The sequence below is a fragment of the Kribbella qitaiheensis genome (genome assembly GCF_042657745.1).
In the GTDB taxonomy this organism is placed as follows: Bacteria; Actinomycetota; Actinomycetes; order Propionibacteriales; family Kribbellaceae; genus Kribbella; species Kribbella qitaiheensis.
This window is the reverse complement of sequence record NZ_JBHSKE010000012.1, coordinates 67,272-85,745: the sequence shown is the minus strand read 5'-3', so window position 1 is coordinate 85,745 and position 18,474 is coordinate 67,272. Positions and strand designations below refer to the sequence as shown.

18 protein-coding genes are annotated in these 18,474 nt (G+C 68.8%); 10 read left to right on the top strand and 8 right to left on the bottom strand.

The features are described 5' to 3' along the window. Positions 1-309: 309 nt before the first annotated feature. Positions 310-987, top strand: coding sequence for an SDR family NAD(P)-dependent oxidoreductase (locus ACFPJ1_RS12570; protein WP_380103757.1), 678 nt, complete (start codon positions 310-312; stop codon positions 985-987). Between the two features lie 349 nt (positions 988-1,336). Here ACFPJ1_RS12570 and ACFPJ1_RS12565 read toward each other — a convergent pair whose 3' ends face one another. Genes ACFPJ1_RS12565 through ACFPJ1_RS12555 form a run of 3 tightly spaced genes read right to left on the bottom strand, consistent with a single transcriptional unit; the run spans position 1,337 to position 4,367 of the window. Next, on the bottom strand, positions 1,337-2,302 hold the full coding sequence (locus ACFPJ1_RS12565) for an aldo/keto reductase (RefSeq protein WP_380103756.1): 966 nt from the start codon (positions 2,300-2,302) through the stop codon (positions 1,337-1,339). Next, positions 2,299-3,051: an SDR family NAD(P)-dependent oxidoreductase gene (locus ACFPJ1_RS12560; RefSeq protein ID WP_380103755.1), complete on the bottom strand. Its 753-nt coding sequence runs from the start codon at positions 3,049-3,051 to the stop codon at positions 2,299-2,301. Before ACFPJ1_RS12560 ends, ACFPJ1_RS12565 begins: the two co-directional genes overlap by 4 nt. Further along, a complete protein-coding gene (locus tag ACFPJ1_RS12555; RefSeq protein ID WP_380103754.1) occupies positions 3,048-4,367 on the bottom strand; it encodes an L-fuconate dehydratase in 1,320 nt (439 codons plus the stop codon). The genes ACFPJ1_RS12560 and ACFPJ1_RS12555 overlap by 4 nt, the downstream gene beginning before the upstream one ends. Before the next feature lie 249 nt (positions 4,368-4,616). Here ACFPJ1_RS12555 and folP point away from each other — a divergent pair, with 249 nt between their 5' ends. Genes folP through ACFPJ1_RS12540 form a run of 3 tightly spaced genes read left to right on the top strand, consistent with a single transcriptional unit; the run spans position 4,617 to position 6,870 of the window. Then, a complete protein-coding gene (folP, locus tag ACFPJ1_RS12550) occupies positions 4,617-5,429 on the top strand; it encodes a dihydropteroate synthase (RefSeq protein WP_380103760.1) in 813 nt (270 codons plus the stop codon). Further along, positions 5,429-6,157, top strand: a complete 729-nt coding sequence (locus ACFPJ1_RS12545) for a pyrimidine reductase family protein (RefSeq protein WP_380103753.1) — start codon at positions 5,429-5,431, stop codon at positions 6,155-6,157. The genes folP and ACFPJ1_RS12545 overlap by 1 nt, the downstream gene beginning before the upstream one ends. 23 nt (positions 6,158-6,180) lie before the next feature. After that, on the top strand, positions 6,181-6,870 hold the full coding sequence (locus ACFPJ1_RS12540; RefSeq protein ID WP_380103752.1) for a class III extradiol dioxygenase subunit B-like domain-containing protein: 690 nt from the start codon (positions 6,181-6,183) through the stop codon (positions 6,868-6,870). On the opposite strand, the gene ACFPJ1_RS12535 is transcribed toward ACFPJ1_RS12540, so the two are convergent. Beyond that, a complete protein-coding gene (locus ACFPJ1_RS12535; RefSeq protein WP_380103751.1) occupies positions 6,867-7,523 on the bottom strand; it encodes a hypothetical protein in 657 nt (218 codons plus the stop codon). The two genes, ACFPJ1_RS12540 and ACFPJ1_RS12535, sit on opposite strands and share 4 nt — an antisense overlap. Positions 7,524-7,586: 63 nt before the next feature. Between ACFPJ1_RS12535 and ACFPJ1_RS12530 the strand changes: the two genes are divergently transcribed. Then, positions 7,587-8,306, top strand: a complete 720-nt coding sequence (locus tag ACFPJ1_RS12530) for a (2Fe-2S)-binding protein (protein WP_380103750.1) — start codon at positions 7,587-7,589, stop codon at positions 8,304-8,306. Here ACFPJ1_RS12530 and ACFPJ1_RS12525 read toward each other — a convergent pair. Further along, positions 8,249-9,352 carry an FAD-dependent oxidoreductase gene (locus ACFPJ1_RS12525; protein ID WP_380103749.1) on the bottom strand — a complete coding sequence of 368 codons (1,104 nt, stop codon included), beginning with the start codon at positions 9,350-9,352 and terminating at the stop codon, positions 8,249-8,251. The genes ACFPJ1_RS12530 and ACFPJ1_RS12525 overlap by 58 nt on opposite strands. Before the next feature lie 300 nt (positions 9,353-9,652). Here ACFPJ1_RS12525 and ACFPJ1_RS12520 point away from each other — a divergent pair, with 300 nt between their 5' ends. Genes ACFPJ1_RS12520 through egtD form a run of 4 tightly spaced genes read left to right on the top strand, consistent with a single transcriptional unit; the run spans position 9,653 to position 14,094 of the window. Further along, complete coding sequence (locus ACFPJ1_RS12520) at positions 9,653-10,909, top strand: glutamate-cysteine ligase family protein (RefSeq protein ID WP_380103748.1); 1,257 nt, start codon at positions 9,653-9,655, stop codon at positions 10,907-10,909. Beyond that, complete coding sequence (egtB, locus tag ACFPJ1_RS12515; RefSeq protein WP_380103747.1) at positions 10,906-12,243, top strand: ergothioneine biosynthesis protein EgtB; 1,338 nt, start codon at positions 10,906-10,908, stop codon at positions 12,241-12,243. The genes ACFPJ1_RS12520 and egtB overlap by 4 nt, the downstream gene beginning before the upstream one ends. A gap of 31 nt (positions 12,244-12,274) precedes the next feature. Continuing rightward, positions 12,275-13,093 carry an ergothioneine biosynthesis protein EgtC gene (gene egtC / locus ACFPJ1_RS12510; protein WP_380103746.1) on the top strand — a complete coding sequence of 273 codons (819 nt, stop codon included), beginning with the start codon at positions 12,275-12,277 and terminating at the stop codon, positions 13,091-13,093. Next, positions 13,081-14,094, top strand: a complete 1,014-nt coding sequence (gene egtD / locus ACFPJ1_RS12505; RefSeq protein ID WP_380103745.1) for an L-histidine N(alpha)-methyltransferase — start codon at positions 13,081-13,083, stop codon at positions 14,092-14,094. The genes egtC and egtD overlap by 13 nt, the downstream gene beginning before the upstream one ends. A 58-nt stretch (positions 14,095-14,152) precedes the next feature. Here the strand turns inward: egtD and ACFPJ1_RS12500 are convergent, their stop codons facing one another. From ACFPJ1_RS12500 to ACFPJ1_RS12490, 3 genes are read right to left on the bottom strand one after another with little or no spacing between them, the layout of a single operon-like run. Then, entirely contained in the window at positions 14,153-15,448 is a 1,296-nt protein-coding gene (locus ACFPJ1_RS12500) for an ABC transporter substrate-binding protein (protein ID WP_380103744.1), read from the bottom strand. A gap of 25 nt (positions 15,449-15,473) precedes the next feature. Further along, a complete protein-coding gene (locus tag ACFPJ1_RS12495) occupies positions 15,474-16,412 on the bottom strand; it encodes a carbohydrate ABC transporter permease (protein WP_380103743.1) in 939 nt (312 codons plus the stop codon). Further along, positions 16,393-17,328 (bottom strand): carbohydrate ABC transporter permease, encoded by a 936-nt coding sequence (locus tag ACFPJ1_RS12490; RefSeq protein WP_380103742.1) that lies wholly within the window; start codon positions 17,326-17,328, stop codon positions 16,393-16,395. The genes ACFPJ1_RS12495 and ACFPJ1_RS12490 overlap by 20 nt, the downstream gene beginning before the upstream one ends. 123 nt (positions 17,329-17,451) lie before the next feature. Here ACFPJ1_RS12490 and ACFPJ1_RS12485 point away from each other — a divergent pair, with 123 nt between their 5' ends. Next, positions 17,452-18,468, top strand: a complete 1,017-nt coding sequence (locus ACFPJ1_RS12485; RefSeq protein ID WP_380103741.1) for a LacI family DNA-binding transcriptional regulator — start codon at positions 17,452-17,454, stop codon at positions 18,466-18,468. Positions 18,469-18,474 lie beyond the last annotated feature (6 nt).

Genomic DNA, 18,474 nt, shown 5'->3' with positions numbered 1-18,474 from the left:
CCCCCCAACACCTGAACCTCGAGCTGACCGCATCCCACGCCAGCCAACCAAAGAGCAACAGGCTCTCGGACAGACCACTCCGTGTCCGGGGTCCCACTTCGGTGTCCGGGGTCCCGCTGGGGTGTCCCAAGTCCCGCTTCGGCGTCCCAGGGCCGACCTTGAGCACCAGTTGAGTGTTTCGGGCGCCAGGACTTGCTCAACTGGTGCACAAGTTCGCCGCCAGTTGTCGCCAGAAGCCCGTGGTGGGGCGACGGGTCCTGGCGCAGGCGTCCGACATACTGAGAGCCCACCATCGAGACAGGGGTAGCTGTGACTCGACGTGCGCTGGTGACCGGCGGAGTGAGTGGGCTTGGGCTGGCGACTGTTGAGCGGTTGCGGGCGGATGGGATCGAGGTCGTCACCCTCGATCGCACGGCCGGTGCTGATGTGGTCTTGGACATCACCGACGAGGACGCCGTCGTGTCGGCGGTTGCTGGGTTGGGCGTAGTCGACATCCTGGTCAACTCCGCCGGGATCGTCGGGCCGAACCAACCGCTGTGGGAAGTCTCGACCGCCGACTGGGATCAAACGTTCGCGGTGAACGTCCGCGGGACCTTTCAGCTGTGCCGGGCTGTGATCCCCGGCATGCGCGAACACGGCTGGGGGCGGATCGTCAACGTCGCGAGCATGGCCGGCAAAGACGGAAACGCGAACCTCTCCGCGTACTCCGCCTCCAAGGCGGCCGTCATCGCGATGACCAAGTCCCTCGGCAAAGAACTCGCCACCACCGGCATCCTGGTCAACGTCATCGCCCCCGCTGTGATCGACACCCCCATGAACGCCGCCACCGCCCCAGAGGTGCTGGCCCGCCTCACCGCTCTGATCCCCATGCACCGCATCGGCCGCCCCGAAGAAGTAGCCGAACTAGTCGCCTGGCTCACCTCCGACAAGTGCAGCTTCTCCACCGGCGCCGTCTACGACATCAGCGGCGGCCGAGCAACCTACTGACCTGGTACTCCGCCCACGCGCTCCTCCGTCCCCGGCTCGGTGACAACGGGTGGCCCTGCGGGGGTGGGTGGCGCGGATGCGGGGAAGCCGGGAGGGTGGTCGCAGGTGAGCGGCGTACGGAAGAACAGGAAGTACTAGGTGCTCTCGGCCCCTCGATCACGTCGGTACGCCGGGAGGGTGTCATCGCTAGCGACGTCTTCCTGTCGTTCGGTACAGCTGTGCCGGAGTTCCAGCTCGGGTGGGCATCTTGCGAAGGGATGCCGGCGTAGCAGCTCGCGAGGCCCGGTAGCCCGCCCGATCACGTCCGGCGACCACCGAGCGAGACGGAGGAGCGGGGTGGGGCGGAGTGCTAGGTGGGGGTTGGGGCGTCGGGGCGGAGTAGGTCGGTCGACTTGAGGTCGGACCAGAGGGCGGTGGGGATTTCCACCCGGGAGAGGGCGGCGTTGGTGTGGACTTCGGAGGGGGTGCGGCAGCCGACTGCGATGCCGGCTACTGCGGGGTGGTGGAGGGGGAAGTTGAGGGCTACTGCGGGGAGGGTTACGCCGTGGGATTCGCAGATGTCGGCTAGTTGGTTGGCCTTGTCCACCAGGGGAGCAGGCGCGGGGGCGTAGTTGAAGGTGGCGTCTGCGGCCGGGCGGGGTTGTGACAACAATCCGGAGTTGAAGATGCCTACGGCAACTACCTGGACGTTGTTCTCGACGCAGGCGGGGAGGATGTCGTCCAGGCCGTCGGGGTCCAACAGGGTGTAGCGGCCGGCGAGCATGATGGCGTCGATGTCCACCTCGCGGACGAAGCGGGTGAGCATCGCGGTCTGGTTCATGCCGGAGCCGATGGCGCCGATGACGCCCTGGTCGCGGAGTTCGATCAGGGTCGGGAAGGCGGTGGCGACGGCTTCTTCGTAGTGGTCGTCGGGGTCGTGGACGAAGACGACGTCGAGGCGGTCCGTGCCGATGCGGCGCAGGGAGTCCTCGATGCTCTGCAGAACGCCGTCGCGGCTGAAGTCCCAGCGGCGGCGTCGTCGGGAGGTGACTGCGAAGCCTTCGTCGTCGGTAGCGTCGGTGTCCGCTTCGTAGATGATCCGGCCGACCTTGCTCGACAGCACGTACTCGTCGCGTGGCTTCCCAGCGAGCCCAGCACCCAGGCGCTCCTCAGCCAGACCGAGGCCGTAATGCGGTGCCGTGTCGAAGTACCGCCAGCCTTCGTCCCACGCGGCCTGTACGGTCGCGGCGGCCTCGGCATCGCCGACCGGCGTGAACAACCCGGCTAGTGGAGCACCACCGAGTCCGATTCGCGAGTCGTCCGCGAAGAGCTTCATGACCGGGCTGCCGGCAGGCGCAGGTTCTGCATGCCGCCGTCGACCGCGAGCGCAGTACCGGTGGTCGAGGCTGACAGCGGGCTCGCCAGGTAGACGATCGCCGCAGCGACCTCCTCGGCGGTGACGAGCCGGCCCATCGGCTGCCGGGCCTCCAGCGCAGCGCGCTCGGCGGCCGGGTCGGATGCCACATCGAGCAGCCGGCCGACCCACGGAGTGTCGGCGGTGCCTGGATTCACGCAGTTGACCCGGATGCCTTCGCGGACGTGGTCAGCGGCCATCGCCATGGTCAGAGCCAGTACTGCGCCCTTGCTGGCGCTGTAGAGCGCACGGTTCGGGAGACCGGCGACAGCGGCGATCGAGCAGGTGTTGACGATCGCGGCGGCCGACGAGCGACGCAGATAGGGAAGCGTCGCCCGGGTGACGCGGGCGATGCCGACGACGTTCACGTCGAGGACGCGGTGCCACTCGTCGTCGTCGTTGTCCGCGACGGTGCCCTGGGCGCCGATCCCGGCGTTGTTCACCAGGATGTCGATCCCGCCGAGTTGCAGAGCGGCCGCGGAGACGGCGTCCCGGATGGAACTGTCGTCGCTCACGTCCGCGGCGATCCCGGTCAGCGGCGCGGGCACGTCCGGCTTCAGGTCGAAGACGACCACCTGGGCACCTCGCTCGGCCAGCAACGAGGCGGCCGCCAGACCGATCCCCGAGGCTCCTCCGGTCACCACGGCCCGCAGGCCGGCGAAATCCGTCACTTCACGCTCTCCTTCGTCAGGTCAGTCCAGATCTTGCCAGTCGGGTACCGGAAGTCACACAGTGTCTCGGCATCCATCTCCGCGCTGAAGCCCGGCTGCGTCGGCGTGACGTAGTGCCCGTCCTTGATCGCCACCGGTTCGAGGAAGTGCTCGTGCAGGTGGTCGACAAACTCGATCACGCGATTCTCGGTCGAACCACTGACCGCCACGAGGTCGAACATCGACAGGTGTTGCACCAGTTCGCACAGCCCGACCCCGCCCGCGTGCGGACACACCGGTACGCCGAACTTCGCCGCCAGCAGCAGGATCGCGATGTTCTCGTTCACCCCTGCGACCCGGGCCGCGTCGATCTGCAGGAACGACAGGGACCCGGCCTGCAGCATCTGCTTGAAGACCACCCGGTTCTGCACGTGCTCACCGGTGGCCACCCGGACCGGCGCGACGGCCTGGGCGATCGCCGCGTGGCCGAGGATGTCGTCGGGGCTGGTCGGCTCCTCGACCCACCACACGTCGTGCGGCTTCAGCGCCTCGATCCAGATGATCGCCTCGGCCACGTCCCAGCGCTGGTTCGCGTCGATCGCGATCCGGATGTCCGGGCCGACCGCCTCACGCGCCAGCCGCATCCGGCGGATGTCGTCGTCGAGGTTCGCGCCGACCTTCAGCTTGATCTGGGTGAACCCCTCGGCCACCGCCTCGTGGCAGAGGCGCACCAGCTTGGCGTCGTCGTACCCGAGCCAGCCGGGCGTGGTCGTGTACGCCGGGTAGCCCCGCTCGCGCAGCGACTTCTCCCGCTCGGCGCGACCCGGCACAGCGGCGTACAGGATCTCCAGCGCCTCCTCGCGGGTGAGCGCGTCCGACAGGTACCGGAAGTCGAGCAGGTCGACGATCTGCTCGGGGGAGAGGTCGGCCAGCAGCTTCCACAGCGGTACTCCGGCGCGCTTGGCGGCCAGGTCCCAAACGGCGTTCACCACCGCCCCGATCGCCATGTGCATCACGCCCTTCTCCGGGCCGAGCCAGCGCAGTTGCGAGTCGTGCACCAGAGACTTCCAGAAGCCGCCCAGGTCGTTCAGGGTCTCGTCCACGTCCAGGCCGATGACGTGGTCGCGGAGCGCCTCGATCGCGGCCGTCTGGACGTCGTTGCCGCGGCCGATGGTGAAGGCGAATCCGTGTCCTTCGAGGCCGTCGCCGGTGTCGGTGCGCAGGATCAGGTACGCCGCGGAGTAGTCCGGGTCGGCGTTCATCGCGTCGGAGCCGTCCAGGTCCAGTGAGGTGGGGAAGCGGACGTCATACGTCTCGAACTCGGTGAAGCGTGGCATGAAGACCCGTTCTGGCTGTGTTCGATCTGGCAGACCAGATCCTATAGGATATGTGGGTCATCGTGCAGCGCTCCGGCGAATTAGTTCATCCGTTCAAGGAACAAAGTCCGCGCCGGGTTCACCCCGGCCCGGGCCGACCGGGCGGGAGCCGCTGGATAGAGTCGAACCGTGCCCGACCACCAGGACGCTGACGAGCCCGGAGTACTGCGGTTGGGGCGGCGGTCGTTCGGACCGGCGGAGTTCGCGGTGATGGCGATCGTGAACCGGACGCCGGACTCCTTCTTCGACCGTGGCGCCACCTACGCCACCGAAGCGGCGTACGAAGCGATCGATCGGGCGGTCGCCGACGGCGCGGACCTGGTGGACATCGGCGGGGTCAAGGCCGGCTACGGCGAGCCCGTCAGCGAGGACGAGGAACTCCGGCGCACGGTCGACTTCGTGGCGGGGATCCGCAAGCGGCACCCGGACCTGGTGATCAGCGTCGACACGTACCGCAGCGGAGTCGCCCGCCGGGTCGGAGCAGCCGGAGCGGACCTCATCAACGACACCTGGGCCGGCGCCGATCCCGACATCCCGGCCGCCGCCGCGGAGTACGGGACCGGGCTCGTGTGCAGCCACGTCGGCGGGCTCACCCCGCGGACCGACCCGCACCGGATGGCGTACGACGACGTGGTGGCCGACGTGATCCGCACGACCACGGCGCTCGCCGAGCGGGCCGTTGCCGCGGGGGTCAGGCCGGACGGGATCCTCATCGACCCGACCCACGACTTCGGCAAGAACACCCTGCAGTCGCTCGAGCTGACCCGCCGGCTGGACGAGCTCGCGGCGACCGGCTGGCCGGTGCTGGTGGCCGTCTCGAACAAGGACTTCATCGGCGAGACCCTCGACCTGCCACCGGGGCAGCGAGGCTCCGGGACACTCGCCGCGCTGACGGTCTCCGCCTGGCTGGGCGCCCGGGTCTTCCGGGTGCACGATGTCCCTGCGGCCCGGCAGGCGCTGGACCTGGTCGCAGTACTGCGGGGTGCCGGGCAGCCCGCTGGAACCCGAAGGAGCCTGGCTTGATGCATCAGTTGGCCGATCTGACCGAGGACGAGCTGATCGCGGAGTACCAGGTCGACGATCGCTCGATGCCCTATCTGCGGAGCAACTTCGTCTGCAGCATCGACGGCGCGGTGGAGATCGACGGTCAGTCGAAGTCGCTGTCGAACCAGGCGGACCAGGAGCTGTTCGGCAAGCTCCGGATGCTCAGCGACGTGATCCTGGTTGGCGCCGGGACCGTCCGGGCCGAGGGGTACAACCCGCTCCGGCTCAGCGCCAAACGCCGGGAGTGGCGGCAGGCGAACGGTCTGCCTGAGAACCCGACACTGGCGATCGTCTCGTCCCGGCTCGACCTGAACCCGATCAACCCGGTGTTCGCGCAGGCGCCGATCCGGCCCGTCGTGATCACGCACGCCGCGGCGCCGCCCGACCGCCGCGAAGCGCTTGCCGAGGTGGCCGACGTACTGATCTGTGGCGAGACGTCTGTCGATCTCCCCACGGCTGTGGCCGCCCTGGCCGAGCGGGGGCTGCCGCAGATCCTGTCGGAGGGTGGGCCGCATCTGCTGGGTGCGCTCACCGAGGCGGATCTGGTGGACGAGATGTGCCTGTCGCTGGCGCCGCTGCTGGCCGGCCCGGGTGCGGGTCGCATCACGGCCGGCCCCATCTCGACGATCGCCCGGCGGTTGGAGTTGAGGTCGGTGCTCGGGTCGGACGACGGATACCTCTTCATGCGCTACCTGCGGGCCCGCTGAGAGCCTCGACTACGGTTGACGTCGTGCCCATCGTCAGCGCCGCGGTCTGCCCGCATCCGCCGCTCCTGGTTCCCGAGGTCGCCAGTGGAGCCGCCGCCGAGCTCGACGACCTACGGGCCGCCTGCCTTGCCGCCATCGACCAACTCGCCGACGCCGACACCCTCGTGATCGTCGGATCCGGGCCCACCACCGGCACCCGGTACGACGCGTCCGCCGGCGGCACGTTCGGCCCGTACGGCGCCCCCGGCGTACAGGTGGGCTCCGGCGATCCGGTGCTGCCGCTCTCGCTCACGATGGGCGCTTGGCTCGTCAATCAGAGCAAGGCGGTGGGCCTTCCCCGGCTCTCGATCACGGTCGCTGCCGACGAAACTCCGGCCGCCTGTCTGGTACTGGGGCAAGAGCTTGCCCATGGCAATGAACGGGTGGCCCTGCTGGTGATGGGGGACGGCTCGGCCCGCCGCAGCGAACACTCCCCGGTGCACCTTCACCCCCGTGCCGAGATCTTCGATACCACCGTCGCCGCCGCCCTGGACCTGGCCGACACCACGACCTTGTCCGCGCTGGACCCAGACCTGGCGACGACTCTCCAAGCTGCCGGCCGAGCTCCCTGGCAAGTCCTGGCTGGCGCAACCGCGACCACCCCGCTCCAGGGCAACCTCACCCACCACACCGCACCGTACGGCGTCGGCTACTTCGTCGCGAGCTGGACCTAGGCGGCGGGTTCGACGTGAACGTCTGACCAGCGGGAGAAGGTTGCCGCGAGGTCAGGGTGGCCGGCTTCGGTCAGCTGGTTTGTCAGTTCTACCCGGGCGGCCCGGATCGCGTCGGCTGCTTCTTCGGCGGTCGGGTACGGGCCGGACCAGTTGCAGACCGCGTCGCCGGCGAACCACTCGCCCGCCGAAGAGCGACGTACCTGGGAAGCGGCCAGGCGGTCGGCCGGGAGGGCATCTCCGCGCTCGGCGGCGAGCTGGATGACCGCGTCGACCGTGACGATCTCGGCGGCCAACTCCGTCAGCGGGCGCAGGTAGACCGCGTCGGTAAGGACGAACTCGTAGCCCTCGGGCGCTCGGGAGGCCAGCCAGGCGAGCGCCTCCTGGGCGGTCTCGGCGAGCAGGCGCGAGTTGTCGGGATCCGCGAGCGTGTGTACGCCGCAGCGGCGGGTGTGGGTGGGGCGGAGTTCGTTCTGCCAGAGGCGGACCTGGAGCTCCTCGCGTCCGGACAGCCGACGGCCGAGGATGCGCGCCAGCCCGACGACATCGAAGTTCAGCTCGTCCGGCGTCCGCTTCCGCCCCGGCTCCAGCGGCTCACCCGGCAACGTCCCGCGCGTCGTCCAGGGCCCGACATGCCAGCGCTCCAAAGCCGTCATACCCCGACCCTACCCAGGCGGCTCAGTGGTGGTTGCCTACCGACCCGACCGTAGGCTGACCGTATGACGTACACCGCGGGGCGCCTCGCGGACATGCTGGACGGGGAGGTGTCCTGGCTGTCCGTCCGTACCGCGTCCGCCCTGCCGGGGCCCGAGTGGATCTCCTGCGCCGAACTCCTCGCGGACCAGCAGAACGGCGGCGACCCGACGTACGAGTGGCGCAAGGCGCTGGAGGACGACTACGGGCGCGAGTACGACATCGAGGCGCCGGTGCAGGTGGCCGCCATGTTCGTGCTGATGTGGTACGTCTCGGTGCCGTCCATCGTGGCCGGTCTGGCGACAGCGCTCACCGGGGTCTCGCCGGACGTGTCACCGGAGTCTCTGGCGTTCCGGCGGCACCCGACTGCCCACTACCCGACTGATGTGGCTCTGCTGTCTCGTGAGGTTGTGTCATTGACCAAAGCGGTCGAGCAGGTCGAGTCGCACACCAGGGCTTTCACCGATAGCTACCGGCCGGGAGTGAAGCTCAGCTCGCGGCAGCGACTCGGTGCTGTGGAGGACGAGCTTCGGGGAGCGATGCGGGTGCCCGAGGAAGCCCTCCTGGCGGCGACTGCCGCGGAGGCGTTCCACCTCAGTCTCGACCAGCAGATCCGCACGTCCTGCTGCTTCGTCTACGCCCTTCCCAACGTGAACCCGTGTGCCGGCTGCCCGCGGGTTCGCAGTTCTCAGAGCGCGAAGGTGGCCGGCGGAGAAGCCGTCCCGGTGACCAGTTCGGACAGATAGCGGGCGACGAGCGGCACGAACTTGAACCCCTCGCCGTGGAACCCCGTCGCCACGCTGATCGGTCCGCGGCGGTCGATCACGAAGTCACCGCGCTCGGTGTTGTCGTAGAGGCAGCTGATGGCCTCCGACCGCGTCACATCCACTCCCGGGAACCAGTCGCGGACGTAAGCGATCAGCGCAGCGTCACGTTTGGGTTCGACCGCGAAGTCCCGCTGGTCCAGGTCGATCACCGCGCCGGTCGCGTGCATGCCGACCTTCACCCCATGACCCTCCTCGAACACTCCGTAGGCCGTGGCGGCGTCGAGGGGATCAGCGCCGCGGCGCCGGTGCACGAAGACCGGCCAGGCGCTGTCCGCGTCGAGCGGCGCGAAGAACCGCGGCTGCTCCTGCGACACGGTGATCGCCGGCAACTCGAGCTGACCACCGAGAATCCGCGGCGCCCACGGCCCGGCAGTCACCACCACCTGACGAGCCCGTACTTCGCCCCCGGGCGTCTCCAGGTCCACTAGACCGTCGGCCGAACCAGCCAGCTTGAGCTCGGTGACCGGGCAGTTCGGGCGGAACTCCACTCCGAGGGTCCGGGCCGACTCGCGGATCGCGATCAGCGCCTGGTCGGCCAGCGCGCGTCCCGACCCGGGCTGATAGAGCACCTTCGTCTCGAACCGCATCCCGGGCCAGCGCTCGGTCGCCTCCGCCGGATCGAGCACCTCGTGGTCGATGCCGTGCCGCCTGAACTGGTCCTCGAACTCCCGGACCTGGTGCTCGTCCACGCCGTGGTCGACGCCTCCGACGAGATCGAGCATCCGTACGCCGGTCTCGCTCTCCAGCTCGTCCCACAAGGCTCGTGACTGCTCGGCCCGGAGGAGTTCGGCCTCGTCGTCGATCGCCAGCCGGAAGAGTCTCGTGCCACCGTGCGAACCGCCACGGTGGTGCCCGAGCTCGTACTGCTCAAGGACCAGCACCTCACGGTCGGCCGCGGCCAGGGCGCGGGCGGCCGCGGAGCCCATCGCTCCGGCGCCGATCACAACGACGTCATAGGTCTGCATCCGTCCTTCCTACCCGGGTGATCCGGATGCCGGCCACCGGCATCGGCTCGGCCGGTATTTCGCTGAGAGCGGAAATCGCGACCGGGCGATCCCGCGTCAGCCCGCCGGGACTCCGCGGCGGACGGACCCCGCCGGGATCGGCCGAAAAGATCGGGCGCGGAATATTGTCGGTGGGCGGCGGCACTATGTCGACCATGACTTCGACACAGTGTTGGACGGGCGCCGCCCGGTGGCTGACGTCATCGAGGGGTAACCCGCTATCGGTTGTCCGTACCCAGGGCCGCGGTTAGGTTCGCTGACGTGACCGCGCCCGGCGACTTCCCGGCGACGACTCCGATCGGCTCCCGCGTGGAGGCTGAGGGTTACGTCGCGATGGTGTGTTTCAAGCACGGACCTCCCCAGCTGCACGGCGTCGAGCTGGAGTGGACGGTGCACCATGCGGACGATCCGCACCGGCCTCTCGATGCCGGACAACTCAGCAAGGCCCTGGGCGTGCACGCGCCCGCCACTCTGGTCCGGGGCAGCCCGCAGCTGCCACTGAGCCGGGGTGCTCTGGTCACGGTGGAGCCGGGTGGCCAGGTGGAGATCTCCGGCCCCGCCTCGGCCTCCGTGCCCAGGCTGATCGAGGACACCGCCGCAGATGCCGCGGAACTCTTCTCCCTTCTCGCCACCGAAGACCTGGAGCCCGGTGCCCACGGTCTCGACGCCTTCCGCCCGCCCCGCCGCATCCTCACCGTCCCGCGCTACGCCGCGATGGAGCGTGCCTTCGGGCAGCTCGGCCCGCATGGCCCGCGGATGATGTGCAGCACGGCCGGCCTGCAGGTCTGCCTCGACGCCGGCGAGAAGGACCAGACCGCCCTCCGTTGGCGAGCACTGCACAATCTCGGTCCGGCCCTGGTCGCTCTGTTCGCGAACTCCCGGCAACGGGCGGGCTCCGACACCGGCTGGGCGTCGGCCCGGACCGAAGCGACCTTCGGCACGTGTGCGCCCTTCACGGAGCCACCTCCGCTCGACGGCGACCCGGCCGAGGCGTGGGCCCGGACCGCGATGGATGCGCCCGTGCTCTGCCTGCGTCGGGGCGATACCTGGGACGCTCCTGCCGGTCTCACGTTCGGCGCCTGGGCGGATGGCGCCCTCGTCGGCAGTGACCTGGCCGTCGGAGATCCGGCCGGCGGCAGACCGACGTACGACGACCTCGTGTATCACCTGTCCACCTTGTTCCCGCCGGTCCGGCCGCGCGGGTATCTCGAGGTGCGCTACCTGGACGCGCAGCAGGGGGACGGGTGGATCGCGCCGACCCTCCTGCTGACCGCGTTGATGTCCGACCCCGCGCTGATCGACCAGGCACTGGCCGCGGCCGAGCCGTCGGCCGGGCGCTGGTTCCCGGCCGCCCGGGAAGGGCTGGACGACAAGCTGGTCCTGCAGACCGCGCGTGACGTGGTCGAGCTGGGCACCGAGGCATTGAGCCGCACCGGCGTGGATCAGGACCTGATCACCGAGGTCGGCACCCGACTGCACTGCATCGTCGACGACACCCAGAGAAGGCGAGCATCATGAACCACCAGTTGTCCGACCTGACCGCCGAGGAGCTGCGCTCGTTCGTGGCTGCGCAGCTGGAACGCTCGCGCGGCCGGACCGTCCAGCTGACCGACGCGGTCGACACCGACGACCTGGTCCGGCAGCACTCCCGGCTGATGTCGCCGCTGGTCTGGGACTACGCGCACATCGGCAACCAGGAGGAACTCTGGCTGGTCCGTGACGTCGGCGGCCGTGAGCCGGTCCGCCAGGACATCGACGAGCTGTACGACGCGTTCATGCACGCCCGGGCGGATCGGCCGTCGCTGCCGCTGCTCGGTCCCACCGAGACCCGCGAGTACGTCGTCGAGGTCCGCGACAAGGTGCTCGACGTGCTCGATCACGTGAAGTTCAGCGGCGGTCGCGAGCTGGTCGACAACGCCTTCGCGTTCGGCATGATCGTGCAGCACGAACAGCAGCACGACGAGACGATGCTGGCAACGCACCAGCTCCGCACGGGTGCTCCGGTGCTCGACGCTCCGGCTCCACCCGCCGGGCGACGGCTGGCGCGGTCCGAAGTGCTGGTGCCGGGTGGGGTGTTCGAGATGGGCACGTCGATCGAGCCGTGGGCGCTCGACAACGAGCGACCCGCGCACCCGGTGCACGTCGCGCCGTATGTGATCGACACGGCGCCGGTGAGCAACGGGGACTATCTGAAGTTCGTGACCGGCGGCGGCTACCAGGACCCGCAATGGTGGTCCGAGGCCGGTTGGGCGCATGTGCAGAAGGCCTCGCTCGTCGCGCCGCGCTTCTGGGAACTCGTCGACGGCAACTGGCTCCGGACCCGCTTCGGCCATCGCGAGCTGCTGCCGCTAGACGAGCTGGTCATGCACGTCTGCTTCTACGAGGCCGAGGCGTATGCGCGCTGGGCGGGCAAGCGGCTGCCGACCGAGGAGGAGTGGGAGATGGCCGCGCGGTTCGACCCGGCGACCGGGCGGACGCGGCGCTTCCCCTGGGGCGACGAGAGCGCGGGCCCGCAGCACGCGAACCTCGGTCAGCGTCATCTCCGCCCGGCACCGATCGGGGCCTACCCGGCAGGCGCGTCGCCGCTCGGCGTCGAGCAGCTGATCGGCGACGTCTGGGAGTGGACGAGCAGCGACTTCAAGCCGTACCCCGGATTCCGCGCTTTCCCGTACGACGAGTACTCGCTGGTCTTCTTCGGGAGCGACTACAAGATGCTACGCGGCGGGTCCTTCGGCACGGACGAGGTGGTTGCCCGCGGCACCTTCCGCAACTGGGACTACCCGATCCGCCGGCAGATCTTCGCCGGTTTCCGCTGTGCCCGGGATCCCCGGCCGGAGGAGGTGGCCCAGTGACCTGCCGCACAGATTCATGGGGAGTTCTCTGATGTGTCGTCATCTGGCCTACCTCGGCCCGCCGGTGTCCCTGGCGTCGCTGGTGCTGGAGCCGCCGCACTCGCTCTACCGCCAGAGCTGGGCTCCGTCCGACATGCGCGGCGGCGGCTCGGTCAACGCCGACGGCTTCGGCCTCGGCTGGTACGGCGACGGGGCTGCTCCGGTGCGGTATCGGCGGAGTGTGCCGATCTGGGCGGACGAGTCGTTACCGGGCCTGGCTCGGTCGATCCAGTCGGGCGCGGTGCTGGCCGCAGTGCGGAACGGGACGGTGGGATCGCCGCTGACCGAGTCGGCGGTGGCGCCGTTCGTGCGGGACCAGTGGTTGTTCAGCCACAACGGGCTGATCAGCGGCTGGCCCGGCTCGATCTCGAAGCTCGCCGAGGCGCTGCCCGTCTCCGAGCTCCTCACGCTCGACGCCCCGATGGACTCGGCGTTGCTCTGGGCCCTCGTCCAGGACCGCCTGTACTCCGGATCGCCCGCGGCCGAGGCGGTCGCGTCAGTCGTGCGCGAGGTCGCAGCGGCGGCGCCCGAGTCCCGGCTGAACGTGCTGCTGACAGACGGCGAGCAACTCGTCGCCACCACCTGGACACACTCGCTCTGGGTCCGGCGCACCACGGACTCCGTGGCAGTCAGCTCGGAGCCCTGGACCTCCGACGGCTGGGAAGAAGTACCGGACCATTCCTTGCTCCTAGCAACTTCCACCACCCTCGCCATCACTCCGCTCGACACCAGCAACCCCTCATTTCCTGCCACCCCCTTTGCTCCCGGACCGGAGCAGCCTCCGATGGAAGGACGACAGTGCACTCTCTGACCCCACCCCACCGCCCCGGTCAGGGGACCCTGATCGACCCCGAGATCGATATCCACCTCACCCCGGACTACGCCGCTCGCGCGCTGCGGGCGGATGCCCGGGCCGGGTTGACCGCGGAGCCGAAGTGGCTTGCGCCCAAGTGGTTCTACGACGCCCGCGGTAGTGAGCTGTTCGAGCAGATCACCCGGCTGCCGGAGTACTACCCGACCCGGGCCGAGCGGGAGATCCTGCAGGCCCGGTCGCACGAGATCGCCGAGCTGACCGGCGCGCACACCCTGGTCGAGCTCGGCTCCGGCTCGTCGGAGAAGACCAGGCTGCTGCTCGACGGCCTGCGGGACCACGGCACGCTGACCACGTTCGTACCGCTGGACGTCTCGGAGTCGGCGCTGCGCGACGCGGCCGCGGCGATCACCACGGACTATCCGAGCGTGGTCGTGCACGGTGTGGTCGGCGACTTCACCGAGCACTTGGACAAGCTTCCGGGCGAGGCTCCCCGGGTCGTCGCGTTCCTCGGCGGCACGATCGGGAACCTGCTGCCTGACGAGCGCGCCGACTTCTACGAGTCCGTCCGCGGGGTACTGGAGCCGGGGGAGTGGTTGCTGCTCGGCACCGACCTGGTGAAGGACCCGGCCACCCTGGTCGCGGCGTACGACGACAGCGGGGGCGTGACGGCCGAGTTCAACCGGAACGTCCTGCGGGTGCTGAACCGGCAGCTCGGCGCGGACTTCGACGTGGACGCGTTCAGCCATGTGGCGATCTGGGACGCCGACAACGAGTGGATCGAGATGCACCTGCGGGCCGACCGGGCGATGCGGGTGCTGATCCCGGAGATCCGGCTCGAGGTGGAATTCGCCGAGGGCGAGGAGCTCAGCACCGAGGTGTCCGCGAAGTTCCACCGGCACGGCGTCGAGGCCGAGCTCGACAAGGCCGGCTTCACCTCCGGCGCCTGGTGGACGGACTCCGAGGACCGCTTCGCCCTCTCCCTCTGGCAGGCTGTCTAGAAGTTTGCGTCCGAAGAACCGTGCGCCATAGCCCTCGGTTCTTCGGACGCAACGGTGGTTACCCCTGCGACTTGATCAGGTCGTTGATCTTGCCGACGTAGGCCTGCAGGTCGCTGACCGGCTTCTTGCCGCTCAGGATCGGCTGGTACATCGCCGTGGTCAGGTCGCCCACCTGCGAGGACCACTGGGTGGTGAAGCGGACGCCGACCGTCTTCTCGGCGGCGAGGTCCGCCTTCACCGTGTCGACGACGGTCGTCTGGTCCGACTTCGTCAGCGCGGTGAAGTAGCTCTCCTGCGCCGGGGTGTACGCCGGGGGAGCGACCGGCGCGGCCGGCAGTACGGCGTCCCACACCTTGGTGTTCAGGTACTGCAGCACCTTGTACGTCGAGTCCTCGTTCGCCGTGTACTGCGGGGTGCAGATGCCGACCGAGTCGTACAGAGTGGTCGGGGTGGTCACCTGCGGGAACGGGGCGAAGCCGTACTTGATCTTCGGCTTGTCCGTCTGGAACCCGGCCGCGAGCCACTGGCCGCCGAACATCATCGGCACCTTGCCACCGGAGAACAGCGCCGGCACGTTCGACGCGTCGTACCCGGGCGGGGCGACGGCGCCGGACTTGATCGCCTCGGCGAGCTTGCTCACGCCCTCGGTGTACTTGTCGTCCGCCTCGGCCTTGGTCGGGTGGTTCACGTTGTCGGTGAACGGCGCCCCGCCCGCGGACACGGAGTACAGGCTCATCGTGAAGGGGGCGTCGGCGGAGGTGAGCTGGTCCGCGACCAGCCCGTACTTCGCGCCGCCCTTGTTGGCGAGCTTGCCGGCGGCGGCGTACATGTCGTCCCAGGTCCAGCCGGCCTTGGGCTCGGGGATGCCGGCCGCCTTGAAGGCGTCGAGGTTGTACCAGACCCCGTAGGTGTTCATCAGCGACGGCAGGCCGCCCATCTGGCCGTCGGCCGTCTTCCAGTTCTCCATCGCGGAGGCGACGAACTTGTCGGCCTTGAAGTCGCCGTCACCGTCGGCGATGCGCTTCGACCAGTCCACCAGCAAGCCCTGCGAGGTGTACTGCTGCTCTGTGTCGTTGCCGCACCAGAACAGGTCCGGGAGCTTCTTCGCCTGGGTCAGCGAGGCGAGCTTGTCGCCGTACCCGCCGCTCGGGGTGTCGATCAGCTGCACGGTGATCTTGTCGTCCTTGAACCCTTCCAGCGCCTTCTTGATCGCGGCGTTGGTCTCCGGCGACTCCCACGTCATCACGGTCACGGTGACCGGTCCGTCGGCGTCGCCGCCGCTGTCCGATCCGCCGCAGGCCGTTGCCGTCAGCAACCCGGCGCACGCCAGGGTGGTACCGATGATCCTCTTCACAGCTGTGCTCCTCAGGGGTTCGGGGTTACTTCTGAGTGGTGCTGCCCAGTGAGCCGAGGCCCTGGATGAAGTAGCGCTGCGCGGCGAAGAAGATGATCAGCGGCGGCAGCATGTAGAGCAGGTTGGTGGCCATGTAGTAGCTCCAGTTCGGCGTCTGCCCGGCGAACGGCGAGATGAACGACGCCATCCCGACCGACAGCGGCCACTTCTCCGAGGAGTACAGGTAGACCAGCGGGTTCAGGAAGTCGTTCCAGGACGCCTGGAAGGCCAGGATCGCCATCGTGATCCAGGCCGGCCGGGTCAACGGCAGCATCACGCTGGTGAAGATCCGGAAGTGGCCGGCGCCGTCGATCTTGGCCGCCTCGTCGATCGAGTACGGGATGGCCAGGAAGTACTGCCGGGCCAGGAAGATGAACAGCGGGTTGCCGCCGAAGAAGGCCGGCACGATCAGCGGCAGCCAGGTGTCGTACCAGCCGATGCTCTTGTACAGCTGGAACAGCGGGATCAGGCCGACCACGCCGGGCAGCAGCATGCTGCCGACGAACAGGTAGAACCAGAGCTTCCGTCCGGGGAATCGCAACCGGGCCAGCGCGTAGCCCGCCATCATCGCGGTCATCACGCCGCCGAGCACGCTGAGCACGGTGATGATGGTGGAGTTCAGCAGCAGCCGCGGGAAGTGGATCGCCTGCGGGCCGTCGACGAAGTTGCTCCACTTGAACTCGTGCGGCAGCAACCTCGGCGGCACCTCGAACACGGCGGTCCCGCTCTTCAGGCCGATGGTGATCATCCACAGCAGCGGGACGACCATCACCGAACTGATGAACAGCGCGATCACGTACCACGACGCCGTACCGGCAGGTCGTCGCCGGCCAGGGGGAGCCGGGCTCCTGGTGCTGGTCTCGGTGAGTGCGGCGGCCTCGGCCGCGCTCGGCGGATCCGCGGTTTCAGTCGGGAGTGTTGTCACTGTAGGTCCAGAGCGAGGAGAACTTCGCGGTCAAGGCGATCACGGCGATGATCAGGATGAACAGCACCCACACCTGGGCGGAGGCGTACCCGAGCTGGGGAACCCGGCCGAGGTTGGAGAATCCGTTGTTGTAGATCGACAGCATCAGCACGCTGGTGCTGAAGCCGGGTCCGCCGTTGGTGAGGATCTTCGGCTGGTTGAACGTCTGCAGCGCGGCCGTCGTCTGCAGGATCACCTGCAGCAGCATGATCGGGCTGATCATCGGCAGGGTGATCCGGAGGAACACCGAGTACGGCCCGGCGCCGTCGACCCGGGCCGCTTCGTAGAGCTCGGTCGGCACGGCCTGCAGCGCCGCCAGGAAGATGATCATCGTGCCGCCGACGCCCCACAGCATCACGATCACGATCGAGGGCATCGACATCGCCGGACTCTGCAGCCAGTTGCTGGTCGGCAGATGCAGCTTCTCCAGGATGGTGTTCAGCAAGCCCACCTGGGGATTGAGGATGAACTTCCAGAGCGTGATGGTCGCGACCGCGGGCAGCACCACCGGCAGGTAGGCCAGCGTCCTGACGATCCGGACACCGGCGAAGCGCTGGTTGCAGAACATCGCGAGCGCCAGCCCGATGGCGAGCGAGAGCGGGACGTAGAGCACCACGAGGTACCCGGTCGCGCGCAGCGACGGCCAGAACGCCGGGTCGACGGTGAACAGCCGGCGGAAGTTCGCCAGGCCGACGAAGACCGGATCGGTGAGGCCGTTGTACTTGGTCAGCGCGAGGTAGAACGAGCGGATCAGCGGATACACCACGAAGACCGTGAAGCCGATGATCGCGGGCGCGATGAACAGGTACGCCGCCTTCACGTCCGAGCCCGCGTTTCGGCTTAGCCCGCGGCCGCCTCTGGGTCCGTCACGATTCATCCTGCCTCCCGGATGGTAACGTTTCCAACGGGTTATTGTTGTGTGACGATGCCGTGTCGTGAGAGAGAAGTCAACCCTGTGTCCGAAACGTTTCCAAGACAACCGGAGCCCAGCCGTCCGACGATGATCGACGTGGCCAAGCGCGCCGGCGTAGGACTCGGCACGGTGTCCCGAGTGGTGAATGGCGGCGCCGGTGTGCGGGACGAGACCGCGAGCCGGGTGCGCGCCGCGATCGACGCGCTGGGCTTCCAGCGCAACGAGGTCGCCCGCGCGCTCCGGCCCGGGAAGAAGTCGTCCAGTCTGGCGCTGGTGCTCGGCGACCTGACCAACCCGTTCTTCGCGACGATCGCGAAGTCGTCGCTCGAGGTCGCCGGCCAGGTCGGCTTCGCGGTGGTGCTCGGCAGCGTCGACGAGGATCCCGAAGGGGAGAAGCGCGCGATCCAGGAACTGGTCGGGCGGCAGGTGGCCGGCCTGATGATCGTGCCGGACCAGGGAGATCATTCGTTCCTGTCCAGCGCCGGGGTTCCGGTGGTCTTCGTGGATCGGCCCGCGCACGGGATCGATGCGGACATCGTGATGGTCGACAACGAAGGCGGTGGCCGGCTCGCGGCGGAACACCTTCTGCAGCAGGGACATGAGCGCATCGCGATCCTGCTCGCCCCGTCGTACTACACCATCGGCCGGCGGTTGCGCGGCTATCGCCGGGCTTATCGCGCGGCCGGTCTCGACGTCGACGAGAGCCTCGTCGTGCAGCTGCCGGAAGGTAACGCCGAGGCCGCCGAGAAGGCGACTCGCGAGCTGATGCACCGGCCCGACCCGCCGACCGCTTTCTTTGCCTCGACCAACTTTCTCACCGAGGGCGTACTGCGGGCCCTGCGCGAGGTGGACGCCGAGCCGGCGGTGGTCGGGTTCGACGACTTCCGGCTGGCCGACATGCTCCCGACCCCGGTGACGGTCGTTGCCTCCGACATCGCCGAGCTCGGCCGGACCGCGGCCCGCCTGCTGCTCGACCGGACCTCCGGCACCGACACCCGGCCGCCGCAGCGCATCGTGCTGCCGTGCGCGCTGATCCAGCGAGGCTCGGGAGAGCGCCCGCCTTCTGCTGGGAAGAGAATCAAGGACCAGCCGGCGGGGGAGTAGGTAGCG